The sequence below is a fragment of the Vibrio sp. Scap24 genome, assembly GCF_013394185.1.
GTDB classification, from domain to species: Bacteria; Pseudomonadota; Gammaproteobacteria; order Enterobacterales; family Vibrionaceae; genus Vibrio; species Vibrio pomeroyi.
Genome location: NZ_CP041332.1, coordinates 1,540,001 through 1,553,955 on the forward strand (window position 1 = coordinate 1,540,001; position 13,955 = coordinate 1,553,955).

The 13,955-nt window shown below is 46.7% G+C and carries 12 protein-coding genes; 7 read left to right on the plus strand and 5 right to left on the minus strand.

The genetic code is table 11. The annotated features are described in order from the left end of the window. Nucleotides 1-104 precede the first annotated feature (104 nt). Entirely contained in the window at nt 105-2,516 is a 2,412-nt protein-coding gene (locus tag FLM53_RS06695) for a bifunctional aspartate kinase/homoserine dehydrogenase II (RefSeq protein WP_176680539.1), read from the minus strand. Between the two features lie 2 nt (nt 2,517-2,518). Then, nucleotides 2,519-3,700, minus strand: a complete 1,182-nt coding sequence (locus tag FLM53_RS06700; RefSeq protein WP_176680540.1) for an O-succinylhomoserine (thiol)-lyase — start codon at nt 3,698-3,700, stop codon at nt 2,519-2,521. A gap of 208 nt (nt 3,701-3,908) precedes the next feature. Here FLM53_RS06700 and metJ point away from each other — a divergent pair, with 208 nt between their 5' ends. Continuing rightward, on the plus strand, nt 3,909-4,229 hold the full coding sequence (gene metJ, locus FLM53_RS06705) for a met regulon transcriptional regulator MetJ (RefSeq protein ID WP_004415993.1): 321 nt from the start codon (nt 3,909-3,911) through the stop codon (nt 4,227-4,229). Nucleotides 4,230-4,384: 155 nt separating this feature from the next. Here the strand turns inward: metJ and FLM53_RS06710 are convergent, their stop codons facing one another. From FLM53_RS06710 to FLM53_RS23980, 3 genes are all read right to left on the minus strand, one after another. Then, nucleotides 4,385-5,674 carry a malic enzyme-like NAD(P)-binding protein gene (locus tag FLM53_RS06710; RefSeq protein WP_048663011.1) on the minus strand — a complete coding sequence of 430 codons (1,290 nt, stop codon included), beginning with the start codon at nt 5,672-5,674 and terminating at the stop codon, nt 4,385-4,387. Nucleotides 5,675-6,007: 333 nt separating this feature from the next. After that, the gene (rpmE, locus tag FLM53_RS06715) at nt 6,008-6,226 is read right to left on the minus strand and encodes a 50S ribosomal protein L31 (protein WP_004737142.1); all 219 of its coding nucleotides are present in this window, start codon (nt 6,224-6,226) and stop codon (nt 6,008-6,010) included. A 138-nt stretch (nt 6,227-6,364) separates the two neighbouring features. Then, on the minus strand, nt 6,365-6,493 hold the full coding sequence (locus FLM53_RS23980; RefSeq protein ID WP_256099343.1) for a hypothetical protein: 129 nt from the start codon (nt 6,491-6,493) through the stop codon (nt 6,365-6,367). 77 nt (nt 6,494-6,570) lie between these two features. On the opposite strand from FLM53_RS23980, the gene priA reads away from it, so the two are divergent. The 6 genes from priA (at nt 6,571) to FLM53_RS06745 (ending at nt 13,916) form a co-directional block, all read left to right on the plus strand. Then, nucleotides 6,571-8,772: a primosomal protein N' gene (gene priA, locus FLM53_RS06720; protein WP_176680541.1), complete on the plus strand. Its 2,202-nt coding sequence runs from the start codon at nt 6,571-6,573 to the stop codon at nt 8,770-8,772. A 240-nt stretch (nt 8,773-9,012) separates the two neighbouring features. Further along, nucleotides 9,013-10,017, plus strand: coding sequence for a DNA-binding transcriptional regulator CytR (cytR, locus tag FLM53_RS06725; protein ID WP_017630922.1), 1,005 nt, complete (start codon nt 9,013-9,015; stop codon nt 10,015-10,017). A gap of 122 nt (nt 10,018-10,139) precedes the next feature. Beyond that, on the plus strand, nt 10,140-10,679 hold the full coding sequence (ftsN, locus tag FLM53_RS06730; RefSeq protein ID WP_017630921.1) for a cell division protein FtsN: 540 nt from the start codon (nt 10,140-10,142) through the stop codon (nt 10,677-10,679). A 218-nt stretch (nt 10,680-10,897) separates the two neighbouring features. After that, nucleotides 10,898-11,446 carry an ATP-dependent protease subunit HslV gene (hslV, locus tag FLM53_RS06735; protein ID WP_017630920.1) on the plus strand — a complete coding sequence of 183 codons (549 nt, stop codon included), beginning with the start codon at nt 10,898-10,900 and terminating at the stop codon, nt 11,444-11,446. A gap of 56 nt (nt 11,447-11,502) precedes the next feature. Next, nucleotides 11,503-12,843 carry an HslU--HslV peptidase ATPase subunit gene (gene hslU, locus FLM53_RS06740; protein WP_176680542.1) on the plus strand — a complete coding sequence of 447 codons (1,341 nt, stop codon included), beginning with the start codon at nt 11,503-11,505 and terminating at the stop codon, nt 12,841-12,843. A 155-nt stretch (nt 12,844-12,998) separates the two neighbouring features. Then, complete coding sequence (locus FLM53_RS06745; RefSeq protein ID WP_176680543.1) at nt 12,999-13,916, plus strand: 1,4-dihydroxy-2-naphthoate polyprenyltransferase; 918 nt, start codon at nt 12,999-13,001, stop codon at nt 13,914-13,916. Nucleotides 13,917-13,955 lie beyond the last annotated feature (39 nt).

The window sequence follows — 13,955 nt, forward strand, 5'->3', positions numbered from 1 at the left end:
CAGAAATAATGTAGAAAAAAGGCTGAAAAACACATCGTGCTTTCAGCCTTATTTATCTTAGTGAATAGTATGCTATTTAGACGCTAAACCAAACGATCTGAGTATCAGAACAGACTAGACATTCTGTTTAGGTCTGATTGAATTGCACCCGCCGTTACCTCACGCCCTGCACCTGGGCCACGAATAACCAATGGATTATCTTTGTACCATTTGCTCTCAATCGCAAAAATGTTATCGCAAGGCAGCAAGTTAGCTAGAGCGTGTTCTTTAGATAGGGCTTCAACACCTACGGTTGCCTTACCATTCTTCTCTAAACGCGCTACGTAACGCAGAACCTTCTGTTGGGAGTGCGCTTTCTCTAAACGCTCTGCTAGCTCTTCGCTTAACACAGAAGCCTTATCAAAGAAGTCATCAACCGACAGATCTTGCAACTCTTCAGGTACCAATGATTCAACTTTTACGTTTTCAGGCTCGATGTTTAAGCCCGACTCACGAGCCAGAATCACCAGCTTACGCATCACGTCTGAACCATCGAGGTCAGCTCGTGGGTCTGGTTCCGTAAGACCTTGTTGCCATGCCAAGTCAACCAACTCACTGAACGGCACTGTGCCATCAAACTGTTGGAACAACCAAGACAATGTGCCCGAGAAAATGCCAGACAACGCAATGATGTCATCGCCACTTTCACGCAGGTCACGCACCGTGTGGTTAATCGGCAAACCTGCACCAACGGTCGCGTTGTACAACCAATGACGGCTAATCTTCGCAAAAGCATCTTGTACCTGATGGTAATACTCGCTTGATGCAGAGCCTGCCACCTTGTTCGCCGAGATCAGGTGAATACCTTGTTGTGCGATTTGCAGATATTTTGCCGCAAGCACTGGGCTTGCAGTCACATCGAGAACCACTGCTTCGTCATAACCCTGAATAGAGCCTAAACGCTCTAACCAGTCGTTACCATTGTTGGCAATCGCTTCGTCGTCAAAGCGCTTACCTACCGAAGTCGCATCAATACCTTGGTCGTCGAACCAATAGGTTTGGCTATCAACCACGGCTACTAATTCAAAGTTCATTCCACGACGCTTTTCAAGTTCCGCTTTTTGCTCTGCAAACAGGCTTAACCAGCTTGAACCAATATTGCCCTTGCCACATAAAGCAATCGCAACACGCTTCTGCGCTTGGAATAGTTGAGAGTGAATGCCTTTCACTAGGCTTGATGTTTCACTCTTACGAATCACAGCCACTAAGCTCAAGCCAGAGTTGGCTTCCGAGATGAATTCAACCGGCGAGCTCTTAAGCTGTTGGTAGAAACCATAACAGTGGTTCGGATTCTTAGTCACGCCAGCACCCACGGCAGCAATCAAAGAGAAACCTTCTTTAAGCTTAATCTCAGCTTCAATCGCGTGATCTTGCAGATATTCTAAAGCGCCACCAGCGATCTCTTCTGTGTAAGCAAGGCGCAAACAGTGCTGGTCCGGTTCAAGCTCGTAAGCAAGCGGCTCAAGTTGAGCGCGCTTAAGCCCTTCAAGCACTTCACTCTCTAGACGGTCAAAATCATGGCCGTGCCCAAACGTCAGTTGCACGATAAGCACTTCATCCAAAGAGGTAATGATTTTTGCGCCGCGACCCGATGCTAGTACACGCTCTATCTGTGTAGAGCCCGCCTCTGGCTGATAGCTGCAGCGTAAGCTTAAGTCCATAGCACTTTGAGCCACAGGCTGTAGCGTTCGGCTATGAAGCACTGGAGCCGCTAGACGAGCGAGTTCACTCGCCTCATCAAGGCGAAGCAGAGGCAATAAACACGCATCCGAAACCAAACGAGGGTCTGCGCTGTATACACCAGCGACGTCACTCCAAATCGTTACGCGTTCAACCTCAGCCAAAGCACCAATCACAGTTGCAGAGTAATCCGAACCGTTACGGCCGAGTAGAACCGTTTCACCCTCAGTGTTTTGAGCCATAAAACCAGTAATCACGACGCGGCAATGTGCATGCTGCGCTAAGGCTTCTTTAATTAGAGGGTAAGAACGTGCGCGGTCAACTTCAGGTTGAGCACCCACTTCTGCACGCAAAAAGGCACGTGCATCTTGAGCAACCGCTTGTAAATCATGTTGGCACAACAAAGCGGCTAATAGACGTGAAGACCAAACCTCACCATGTCCTAGCACTTGTGCTTTTTGCGCTTCGCTTAGAGGAGCAGTTAGCTCACCCAAAGCGGTAAATTCCTGTTGAATGGTAGCCGTTAGCTGAGCCGAAGACTCACCTTCAAGCAGCGCTTCAATCAGCTCAAGTTGGAACTGACGAAGTGCTTGCAAACATTCGTGAGCGATACGACCATCTTTGTCGAGCGCTTCAACAAACTCAATCAAGCGGTTAGTGGTTTTACCCGCTGCCGACACCACGACCAAGTCAGTGGCTGATGAGTATTCTCTAAGAATGTTGACCACGCGTTGGTAACACTCAGGGTTCGCTAAGCTGCTACCACCAAATTTATGTAGCTGGCGAAAGGTTGCCATTATTAACCCTCCCCTTCAGCGATAAAGCTTTGTGTTTTATCAAACGCTTGCTTGAGGTCATCAATCAAGTCTTCAGCATCTTCAAGACCAACAGAAAGACGCAGCAACTGTTGAGAAACGCCCGCTTCTGCCAGCGCTTCTTCACCCATCGCACGGTGAGTCATCGACGCAGGGTGACAAATCAAGCTTTCCACACCACCTAGAGACTCCGCCAAAGAAAATAGCTCTAACTTATCAACAAAGTATTTAAGCGCTTCAAATGAACCTGCAAACTCGAAGCTCAGCATTGAGCCAAAGCCAGACTGCTGCTTCTTCGCAATATCATGACCCGGATGTTCAGGAAGGCTTGGGTGGTAAATCGTGCCGACTAAATCTTGTTGCTGCAGAGACGCCAGAATTTCACGTGAGCTCTCTTCGTGAACTCGCATACGCGCACCTAGCGTACGAATACCACGTAGAGTCATGTAGCTATCAAATGGTGTGCCGGTCGCACCAATACAGTTGCCCCACCATGCTAGCTCTTCAGCGTGCTCTTCCGTTTTCGTGACGACAACACCACCAATAACGTCTGAGTGTCCGTTGATATACTTAGTGGTTGAGTGAATAACAAAATCTGCACCTAGCTCTAAAGGCTTTTGGAACACAGGAGTCAAAAACGTGTTGTCGACAGCAACCAGAGCACCAACCTCTTTCGCTTTACGGCATGTTTCTGCAATATCAACCACACGAACCAATGGATTCGATGGTGTTTCAATTAAGATCAACTTTGGCTTAAGCGCGATCGCCGCATCCAGTGCTGCTTGATCCGATTGATCAACAAACAGAACTTTGAAGTCACCTTTCAGTGAGCGAGTGTTAAACAGACGGTAAGTACCACCGTAGCAGTCGTGTGGTGCGATAATAAGATCATCGCCACTTAAGAAAGCAGAAACCCATAGGTTTAGCGCCGAAGTACCACAGTTAGTAACAACCGCGCCTTTGCCTGATTCAAGCTCAAACAGTGCCGTTTCTAGTAAACCGCGGTTTGGGTTACCAGAACGGGTGTAATCGTACTTTGGCACTTCACCAAAAGCGGGAAACCCATAGTTAGTCGAAAGATAAATAGGTGGGACAACGGCATGGTGTTGCGTGTCTGACTCGATACCAGTACGTACTGCGATTGTTGCTGGCTTCCGGCTGCTCATAGGTGCTTCCTTACAAGTTTTGCGTCTGAGAATCACAGCTGCTTGTCGGCATTTTGCGGCTGTGTTAGATATATGTTATTCACTTTACTTTCATAAACGTGAGCCGTCAACACTTCTAGACGTCTATATGTCTTTGCTTATGGCGGTAAATCCCGCTAAAATCACCACTATTAATTTATTCTAACAACTAAAGTGATGAAGGTACGCAATGGCCGACTGGAATGGTGAATACATAAGCCCATATGCTGAGCATGGAAAGAAAAGCGAACAAGTAAAGAAAATTACAGTTTCTATCCCTCTAAAAGTGTTAAAGGTTCTAACTGACGAGCGTACTCGCCGCCAGATTAACAACCTACGCCATGCAACAAACAGTGAGCTACTGTGCGAAGCCTTTCTACATGCATACACAGGCCAACCACTACCAACGGATGAAGACCTTCGTAAAGACCGCCCAGACGATATTCCTGCTGAAGTGAAAAAGCTGATGACAGAGATGGGTATCGAGTTCGAAGCGTTTGACGAAGAATAAAAACAACTCAGTCACTGCCTTTGAACCCTATTGATCACATCGTGCATTGTTTTTATGACTGCGCTATGAATGATAGACATAAAAAAACCGACTCCAGATGAGTCGGTTTTTTATTATTCTTTTGCACTCAAGAGAGCAGCAGCTATAAAAAGCTATTAAGCCATATAGTTAGCAGGCATCTCGATACGAGCAACGCCAGACTCAACAGCCGCTTCTGCTACTGCTTTTGCTACGCGAGGAAGTAGACGTGGGTCCATTGGCTTAGGAATGATGTAGCCTTTACCAAATTCCAGTGCAGTTTCACCCGCCGCTGCCAGTACTTCAGCTGGAACTTCTTCTTTCGCCAGTTCACGAATCGCTTTAACCGCCGCTAGCTTCATTTCGTCATTGATTTCGCTTGCACGCACATCTAGCGCACCACGGAAAATGAATGGGAAACAAAGTACGTTGTTTACTTGGTTAGGGTAATCACTGCGGCCTGTACCCATGATAAGGTCAGAACGAACTTCGTGAGCAAGCTCAGGTTTGATCTCTGGATCTGGGTTTGAACATGCAAACACAACTGGCTTATCAGCCATCAGCGTTAGTGCTTCTGCTGGAAGCAGGTTAGGACCAGATACACCCAAGAATAGGTCAGCACCTTCGATAACATCTTCAAGCGTACGCTTATCTGTGTTGTTTGCGAATAGTTCTTTGTATTCGTTTAGGTCGTCACGGCGAGTGTGGATCACACCTTTACGGTCAAGCATGTAGATCTTCTCACGCTGAGCGCCACACTTAATCAGTAGTTCCATACACGCAACCGCTGCTGCGCCAGCACCTAGACAAACGATCTTACACTCTTCCAGTTTCTTACCTTGAAGCTCGATCGCGTTCAGCATACCTGCTGCTGTTACAATCGCAGTACCGTGTTGGTCGTCGTGGAATACTGGTACATCACAACGCTCAATCAGGCGACGTTCAATCTCAAAACAGTCTGGTGCTTTGATGTCTTCTAGGTTAATACCGCCGAATGTATCTGCAATGTTCGCAACTGTATCAACGAACTCATCGATTGTGCGGTGTTTTACTTCAATATCGATAGAATCTAAACCAGCAAAACGCTTAAACAGTAGCGCTTTACCTTCCATAACAGGTTTAGAAGCAATAGGACCAAGGTTACCTAGGCCAAGAATCGCTGTACCGTTAGAGATAACAGCAACCATATTGCCCTTACCTGTGTACTTATAGACGTTATCAACGTTCTGTGCGATCTCGCGAACAGGCTCAGCCACGCCTGGGCTGTATGCAAGTGCTAGGTCTTCTGCAGAGTTTGCAGGCTTCGTCAGTTCTACGGCAATTTTGCCTGGAATCGGGAACTCATGATAATCAAGAGCTTGCTGACGGAATTGTTCTTGAGGCGATAATTCTTGAGAGGATTGAGCTTGGCTGCTGTCTTCAGACATAGGTGTAGGTTCCTAGGATATTATTATTTGGGGGATCTTGTTCATGTTAATGGATGTACTTCAAAGTTCCTAGGTGGTTGAAGCCTCTGTCTCATTAAAAAACGAGATTTCACTACTAATAAGACCAGTGAGCAGTTGAAATTACTATCGCTTGTTGAACTTTCATGCGGAATTTTGGTGACGAATGATAAGCAAGGAATTGCCGTGCAATAGAATAAAGAGGCAACTTATCGTTAGGTGAGATGGACACTTGAATAGAAGTCAGTGATTTTACCAATTACAGGCAACAAAAAAGGACACCGAAGTGTCCTTTTTATGTCTAAATAGCGAGAATTACTTCTTGCTAGAAAGAGCACCGAAACGCTTGTTGAAGCGATCAACACGGCCGCCAGTATCTACGATACGTTGCTTACCAGTGTAGAACGGGTGACATTTGTCACATACGTCTAGGTGGATTGATTCTTTTGCTAGCGTTGAGTTGAACTCAAATGTGTTGCCGCAAGAACAAGTAGCAGTAACTGCTTTGTATTCTGGGTGGATTCCAGCTTTCATGGGATAACCTCAAGTAGGCCGTGTCGCTATACGATTCTAAGCCGCACACCACACGTAGTTTAAAAAAGAAATAAAGACACCGCATTCGCACAAAAGAGTGACGAAGCCATACCTTTAAGGCGCAGTATAGTAATGAATCTATAAGGCAGGATCAACTGATTTGATACATTTTTCACCAATTGTGTCTTTATTTCCTTTTTCAGCAGAAGCGTTGATTGAAATTTGGGGATGATAGCTGCCTTCATGCGTTAGCTTGCCCTCTCTCATTCAAACTGCTCCTCGAATTTAACCGCCTTATCCTTTAGACTGTTCGCTCTCGTCAACTCAGATAAAGCCGTCCCTTTATGCGTCCAATGATTGCCCGTGTGGCACTGCCTGTTCCACTCGACAAGCAGTTCGATTACAAGATTCCAAACCACCTGTTTCCGATTATTGGTGGACGAGTCTCTGTGCCTTTTGGACGACAAACCTTAACAGGAATAGTTACGGCTCTGGTTAACGAATCCGAATTCGAGCTAGACAAGCTCAAGCCAATTAAAGCGCTATTGGATAATCAACCTGTTTGGCCGGAATCTGTCTACTCACTGTTAACGTGGTGCAGTCAGTTCTATCAATATCCGCTTGGCGAGACCTTTGCTAACGCCCTGCCGAGTGCCTTACGCAAAGGTAAAGCGGCCGACTTCGCGACACTGGTTGAATGGCAGTTAACACCATCAGGGCGAGACCAACTGATGCAGGGCTTTGGTCGTGCTGTCAAACAAGCCAAAGTAATGCATATGCTTGAGCACGGCCCCGTTCCTCATCAAGAGTTTATTGATGAAGAGGTGGGTAGCGCTGTACTCAAGACGTTAGAGGAAAAAGGCTGGATTGAATCGGTAGAGAAAAAGCCGAAGCGTCAACCTTGGCCTGAGGATCTTGAGAACGACCAAGACAAACCCAAGCTTAATGCAGAGCAAGCCATCGCAATCGCGACCGTCAATAGCCAGACCGATTTCGGCTGCTTCTTACTAGAAGGTGTGACAGGCTCAGGTAAGACAGAAGTCTATCTGAATATGATCAAGCCGATACTCGATAAGGGTAAACAGGCATTGGTCCTGGTGCCAGAAATCGGCCTCACTCCACAAACCATTAACCGCTTTAAGCGACGCTTTAATGTGCCTGTTGAGGTTATCCACTCTGGTTTAAACGACTCTGAGCGACTGAATGCGTGGTTATCAGCACGCGATAAGATAGCGGGCATTGTGATTGGTACCCGTTCAGCTCTGTTCACACCGTTTGCAGACTTGGGCATCATCATTGTTGATGAAGAGCACGATGCCTCTTATAAACAGCAAGACAGCCTGCGCTACCACGCTCGTGATGTCGCGATCATGCGCGCTCATAAAGCACAGATTCCAGTTGTATTAGGCTCAGCAACACCTGCCTTTGAAACGCTGCATAATGCTCAGATAGGCAAATACAGTTATCTCACCCTTACTTCACGGGCGGGGGTCGCTTTGCCGACCACCAATAAAGTGCTGGATGTGAAAGGCGAATATCTGGAAAGTGGTTTATCGGCGTCATTAATTGCCGAGATGCAAAGACACCTGAAAGCAGGCAACCAAGTGATGCTGTTCCTCAACCGCCGTGGGTTCTCTCCGGCATTAATGTGTCACGACTGTGGTTGGACAGCTGAATGTAAGCGCTGTGATGCCTACTACACCTATCATCAATACAGTAATGAAATGCGTTGCCACCACTGTGGTTCACAGCAGCATATCGTGCACAATTGCCAAGGCTGTGGTTCTGCTAATTTGGTGACGGTAGGTGTAGGTACCGAACAACTTGAAGCGCAGCTTGGTCAACTATTTCCTGAATACAAAACCATACGTATTGACCGCGACAGCACCCGTCGAAAAGGCAGCTTAGAAAGTGCATTAGAGTCGATTCGTAAGGGTGAATACCAAATCCTGATTGGTACACAGATGCTGGCCAAAGGTCATCACTTCCCTGACGTGACACTTGTGGCGTTATTGGATGTCGATGGCTCTTTATATAGTAGTGATTTCCGAGCGTCTGAACGCCTTGCTCAGCTGTTTATCCAAGTCGCGGGCCGTGCAGGTCGTGCAAGCAAACCTGGTGAAGTAATTTTACAAACACACCACCCTGAACACGGATTACTGCAGGCGCTGCTACACAAAGACTATAACCATTTTGCTCAGACGGCTTTGGCTGAACGTAAACAAGCGATGTTGCCTCCTTATACGTTCATGACGCTGTTCAGAGCTGAAGCGAATGACACGCGCTTAGTGGAAGAGTTCTTACGTCAGGTTCGCCATACATTGGAATCACATCCACTGTTCGACCAATATTGCATGGTGTTAGGGCCAACTCCTGCACCGTTAGCCAAACGAGCTGGCAAATCTCGTTGGCAACTAATCTTGCAAACCCAAACTCGTTCATTGATGCAGAAGCTATTAATGAGCGCGAAACCGGCAATCAATATGTTACCCGCTGCGAAAAAAGTCCGTTGGTCACTCGATATCGAACCGCAAGATTTAAGCTAAACCCACGCGGGTTAAAACTAATGATAAGTTTGTTCACAAATATTTCATATTTCTCGTGAGCAACTTCACACTAGTCATGTGATTTTTGTTAATCTAGCCGTAACTTTACACGGATTAAACGAATAAAATATTGCAATAAAAAAAGTGTTAGCAACACTTTCACAATATCTATCCGATTACATTTATTATTCACGCCTTAGATACTTAGGCGACAAAGGAACTTAAAAGAGGGTTTAATTTATGGCGACAATGAAGGATGTTGCCCAGCTAGCAGGCGTCTCAACAGCCACTGTATCACGTGCATTGATGAACCCTGAGAAAGTCTCAGTTTCAACTCGTAAGCGAGTGGAAACAGCAGTACTTGAAGCTGGATACTCACCCAACACATTAGCTAGAAACTTACGTCGCAACGAATCAAAAACCATCATCACTATCGTTCCTGATATCTGTGACCCATATTTCGCCGAGATCATTCGTGGTATCGAAGATGCCGCAGTAGAAAATGACTATCTTGTTCTACTGGGTGACAGCGGTCAGCAAAAGAAGCGCGAGTCTTCGTTTGTTAACCTTGTCTTCACTAAGCAAGCGGACGGCATGTTATTGCTTGGCACCGACCACCCGTTTGATGTCAGCAAGCCTGAACAAAAGAACTTACCACCGATGGTAATGGCGTGTGAGTTCGCTCCTGAGCTTGAACTCCCAACAGTACACATCGATAACCTGACCTCTGCATTTGAAGCCGTGAATTACCTAGCTCAGTTAGGTCATAAACGTATAGCTCAAATCTCTGGCCCAGTATCAGCAACTCTATGTAAGTTCCGCCAACAAGGTTATCAACAAGCTCTGCGTCGTGCAGGTGTGGCAATGAACCCAGCCTACAGTACAGTCGGCGACTTCACTTTTGAAGCCGGTGCTCAGGCCGTTCGTCAATTACTGGCACTGCCAGAACAACCAACCGCTATCTTCTGTCACAACGATGCGATGGCCATTGGTGCGATTCAAGAAGCGAAGAAGTTAGGTTTACGAGTTCCTCAAGACCTATCGATTGTTGGCTTCGATGACATTCAATTCGCTCAATACTGCGATCCACCGCTAACCACCATTTCTCAACCTCGTTATGAGATTGGACGCCAAGCGATGTTGATGATGCTGGATCTACTGAAAGGCAATGATGTGCAAGCAGGTTCGCGTCTGCTAGAGGCCAAATTAGTGGTTCGTGGCAGTACTGCGCCACCTCGAATGTAAACCATAGAAATACCGATATAAATCTGCGGCACATTTTGATGTGCCGCTTCCATTTCTGCACTATTATCCTCGCGCAATCTGGATTACCATGAGAGTAGAATTACCAACTACTGAATTGTCTTGTGGCTAATAGAGATTATGTAAAGCGCGGTCGTGGCACGAAGAGACCGACCAAGAAGCAAGCCCCTCGCCGTAAACCATGGCGTAGTGGTCTTTTGGCGATCCTCCTTGTTGGCGGATTTGGTTACGGACTTTACTTATTGAGTAATGATCCTGAGCCACCAGCACCGGCTCCAGTAGTGAGCAAACCGAAGCCTAAGCCAAAACCAGCGAAAGTGATTCCGCCACCTCCAGAAGAGAAGTGGGACTACGTTGAAACGCTGCCGAGCCGCGAGATTGAAGTCAAAGCCAAAGAGCAAGAGATCTCTAAGATCCCTTACATCATGCAGTGTGGCGCTTACAAAACCTCAGCACAGGCAGAAGCACGTAAACTGGATATTGCCTTCCAAGGTATTTCGAGTGAAATCCGTAAGAAAGACGGCAGTAGCTGGTACCGTGTGGTTCTAGGACCCTACAAGTTGAAGCGTGATGCCGAGCGAGATCGCCACAAGCTACAGCGCGCAAAAATCGAACCTTGTGCTATTTGGAAAGATACCGAGTAGTGATAAGCGATAACGCAGTTGTGTAGCCGCTCGAGTCGCAGCAAACACCGAAAGCCTCCCATTGTGGAGGTTTTCTTTTATTTAGTCCCTTTCGCCAAATTTCCTTACAACTTCCACCGATAAGTTGCGCGACATCACTCGCCCTTCCTTGAATTATCAGAGTGCCATCCTCATATACTTTTTATACCCAAAGATAAGAATATTAAGAGGCCCTACTCGTGACTACCATAGTATCTGTACGTCGTAATAATAAAGTCGTCATCGCGGGTGATGGACAAGTATCTCTAGGCAATACTGTAATGAAGGGCAATGCCCGCAAAGTACGTCGCCTATACAACAACAAAGTACTGGCTGGTTTCGCTGGCGGTACCGCTGATGCTTTCACGCTATTCGAAAAATTTGAAAGCAAGCTACAAATGCACCAAGGCCACCTAACCAAAGCTGCCGTTGAGCTGGCAAAGGATTGGCGTAGCGATCGTGCTCTACGTAAATTAGAAGCACTGCTTGCGGTAGCGGATGAAACCGCTTCACTGATCATTACGGGTAACGGTGACGTAGTTCAACCAGAGAACGACCTGATTGCTATCGGTTCGGGTGGTAACTATGCACAAGCCGCTGCTATCGCGTTACTAGAAAATACTGATTTAGATGCGCGTGAAATCGCAGAGAAGTCGCTGAATATTGCTGGCGATATCTGTGTGTTCACCAACCATCACCACACTGTTGAAGAGCTAGAAAGCACTGTTGAGCTGCCAAAGCCAGAATAACAAACGCTTCTACCCAAAACGTGTATCAACAGTGATTAAAGAATTAAGGAAAAACCATGTCTGAGATGACTCCTCGCGAAATTGTTCACGAACTCAATCGCCACATTATCGGCCAAGACAACGCTAAGCGTTCAGTGGCTATCGCACTGCGTAACCGCTGGCGTCGTATGCAGCTTGAAGAAAGCCTGCGTGTTGAAGTATCACCAAAGAACATCCTGATGATCGGTCCAACCGGTGTAGGTAAAACTGAAATTGCTCGCCGCCTAGCGAAACTAGCAAACGCGCCGTTCATTAAGGTAGAAGCGACTAAGTTCACCGAAGTGGGCTATGTGGGTAAAGAAGTTGAAACCATCATCCGTGACCTAACGGACGTTGCGATCAAGATGACACACCAGCAAGCGATGGAAAAAGTACAATACCGCGCTGAAGAACAAGCTGAAGAACGCATTCTTGATGCCCTACTACCACCAGCACGCGATGCTTGGGGTCAGAACGAGCAATCAAACGAAGACGCTACCTCTTCAAACACTCGTCAGATTTTCCGCAAGAAACTGCGCGAAGGTAAGCTAGACGACAAAGAGATCGAAGTTGATGTAGCAGCGCCGCAAATGGGTGTTGAAATCATGTCACCTCCTGGCATGGAAGAGATGACCAACCAGCTACAAGGCATGTTCCAAAACCTAGCGGGCGACACCAAGAAAAAGCGTAAGATGAAAATCAAAGACGCATTCAAAGCACTGACGGAAGAAGAAGCTTCGAAGCTTGTGAACCAAGAAGAGCTAAAAGAGAACGCGATCTTCAACGCTGAAAACAACGGTATCGTATTCATCGATGAGATCGACAAAATCTGTAAGCGTGGCGACAGCTCAGGCCCAGACGTATCTCGCGAAGGTGTTCAACGTGACCTACTGCCTCTTATCGAAGGCAGCACAGTATCAACTAAGCACGGTATGGTAAAAACGGACCACATCTTGTTTATCACATCAGGTGCTTTCCAAGTGGCTAAGCCATCTGACCTGATCCCTGAACTACAAGGTCGTCTGCCAATTCGTGTCGAACTTGAAGCGCTTTCAGCGAATGACTTCAAACGTATCCTGACTGAACCAAAAGCATCTCTGACTGAGCAATACATTGCCCTGATGAAAACAGAAGATGTGAGCATTGAGTTCACTGAAGATGGCATCAACCAGATTGCTGACGCTGCATGGCGTGTCAACGAAACCACTGAAAACATCGGTGCACGTCGTCTACACACAGTAATGGAACGCCTGATGGATGAGATTTCATTCGACGCAACAGACAAGGCTGGCAGCAAGCTAGTGATTGATGAAGCTTACGTAACAGCTAAGCTTGGTGAGTTCGTTGAAGACGAAGACCTAAGCCGCTTCATCCTGTAGCACACGAAACTCCAACTTATTGCTCTAACTCAAAGAAATAGCAGCTAATAAGCGAATTCAAGGCCCACTTTCGAGTGGGCTTTTTATTACCCGAAAAATGGGCGTATACTCAAATCACAGTATGAAACGAAGACTTACAACGAAATAGACCTACGATGAAACAATCTCTACTGATTTGGCTTGATGCCGCACGACCGAAAACTCTGCCTCTCGCACTCGTCTCTATTCTTACAGGAAGTAGTTTAGCGTTCGCCAGCGATCAGTTTTCTTTATCGATAGCACTACTGGCTTTTTTAACCGCCACCCTATTACAAATTCTGTCGAACCTAGCCAATGACTACGGTGATGCAGTAAAAGGCACCGACAACGAAAATCGCCTCGGTCCAACACGTGCGATGCAGTCTGGCGCGGTGACAGCGAAAACCATGAAGCAAGCCATCATCCTCAATATCGTGTTTACCATGGTTGCCGGGCTGATTCTGATTTTTCATGCGCTGACCTCAATAGAAAGTATCTTATCTTTCATCGCATTAGGCGTATTAGCGATTGTGGCAGCCATTGCTTACACCGTGGGTAATAAGCCTTATGGTTACATTGGCCTCGGCGACTTATCGGTATTTATCTTCTTTGGTTTGTTAGGTGTATCGGGGACTTACTTCCTACACACAGGTCATGTTGAACCAAGCCTGTTCCTTCCGGCATTGGGCTGTGGCTTGATGGCGGTTGCGGTACTCAATATCAACAACATGCGTGACATCGAAAACGACAGTGAATGTGGCAAACGCACCATGGCGGTTCGCCTTGGCCAGCGTAAAGCCAAACACTACCACTTTGCACTGCTTGGATTAGCCCTTGTCTCTTTTGCTATTTACCTACTGATTCAAGAAAAGCCGGTCTGGATCAGCCTGCCGTTTTTACTGAGCATTGTGATTGTTTACAAGCATGGCAAGGCAGTTTGGGAAACAGAGAAACCAGCACAGATCGCGCCAATGATGCCTGTGATTGTGAAATGCTCATTGGTCACTAACCTATTGTTTGCAGGGGTTGTCGTAGCTCAAACTCTATTGAGTTAATTGAGACTAATCATTGCAAAGGGATCAAGCACCGATATA

Coding starts and splice junctions, on each gene's coding strand:
- FLM53_RS06695 (WP_176680539.1), bottom strand. CDS start 2,516: ATGGCAACCTTTCGCCAGCTACATAAATTTGGTGGTAGCAGCTTAGCG.
- FLM53_RS06700 (WP_176680540.1), bottom strand. CDS start 3,700: ATGAGCAGCCGGAAGCCAGCAACAATCGCAGTACGTACTGGTATCGAG.
- metJ (WP_004415993.1), top strand. CDS start 3,909: ATGGCCGACTGGAATGGTGAATACATAAGCCCATATGCTGAGCATGGA.
- FLM53_RS06710 (WP_048663011.1), bottom strand. CDS start 5,674: ATGTCTGAAGACAGCAGCCAAGCTCAATCCTCTCAAGAATTATCGCCT.
- rpmE (WP_004737142.1), bottom strand. CDS start 6,226: ATGAAAGCTGGAATCCACCCAGAATACAAAGCAGTTACTGCTACTTGT.
- FLM53_RS23980 (WP_256099343.1), bottom strand. CDS start 6,493: ATGAGAGAGGGCAAGCTAACGCATGAAGGCAGCTATCATCCCCAAATT.
- priA (WP_176680541.1), top strand. CDS start 6,571: ATGCGTCCAATGATTGCCCGTGTGGCACTGCCTGTTCCACTCGACAAG.
- cytR (WP_017630922.1), top strand. CDS start 9,013: ATGGCGACAATGAAGGATGTTGCCCAGCTAGCAGGCGTCTCAACAGCC.
- hslU (WP_176680542.1), top strand. CDS start 11,503: ATGTCTGAGATGACTCCTCGCGAAATTGTTCACGAACTCAATCGCCAC.
- FLM53_RS06745 (WP_176680543.1), top strand. CDS start 12,999: ATGAAACAATCTCTACTGATTTGGCTTGATGCCGCACGACCGAAAACT.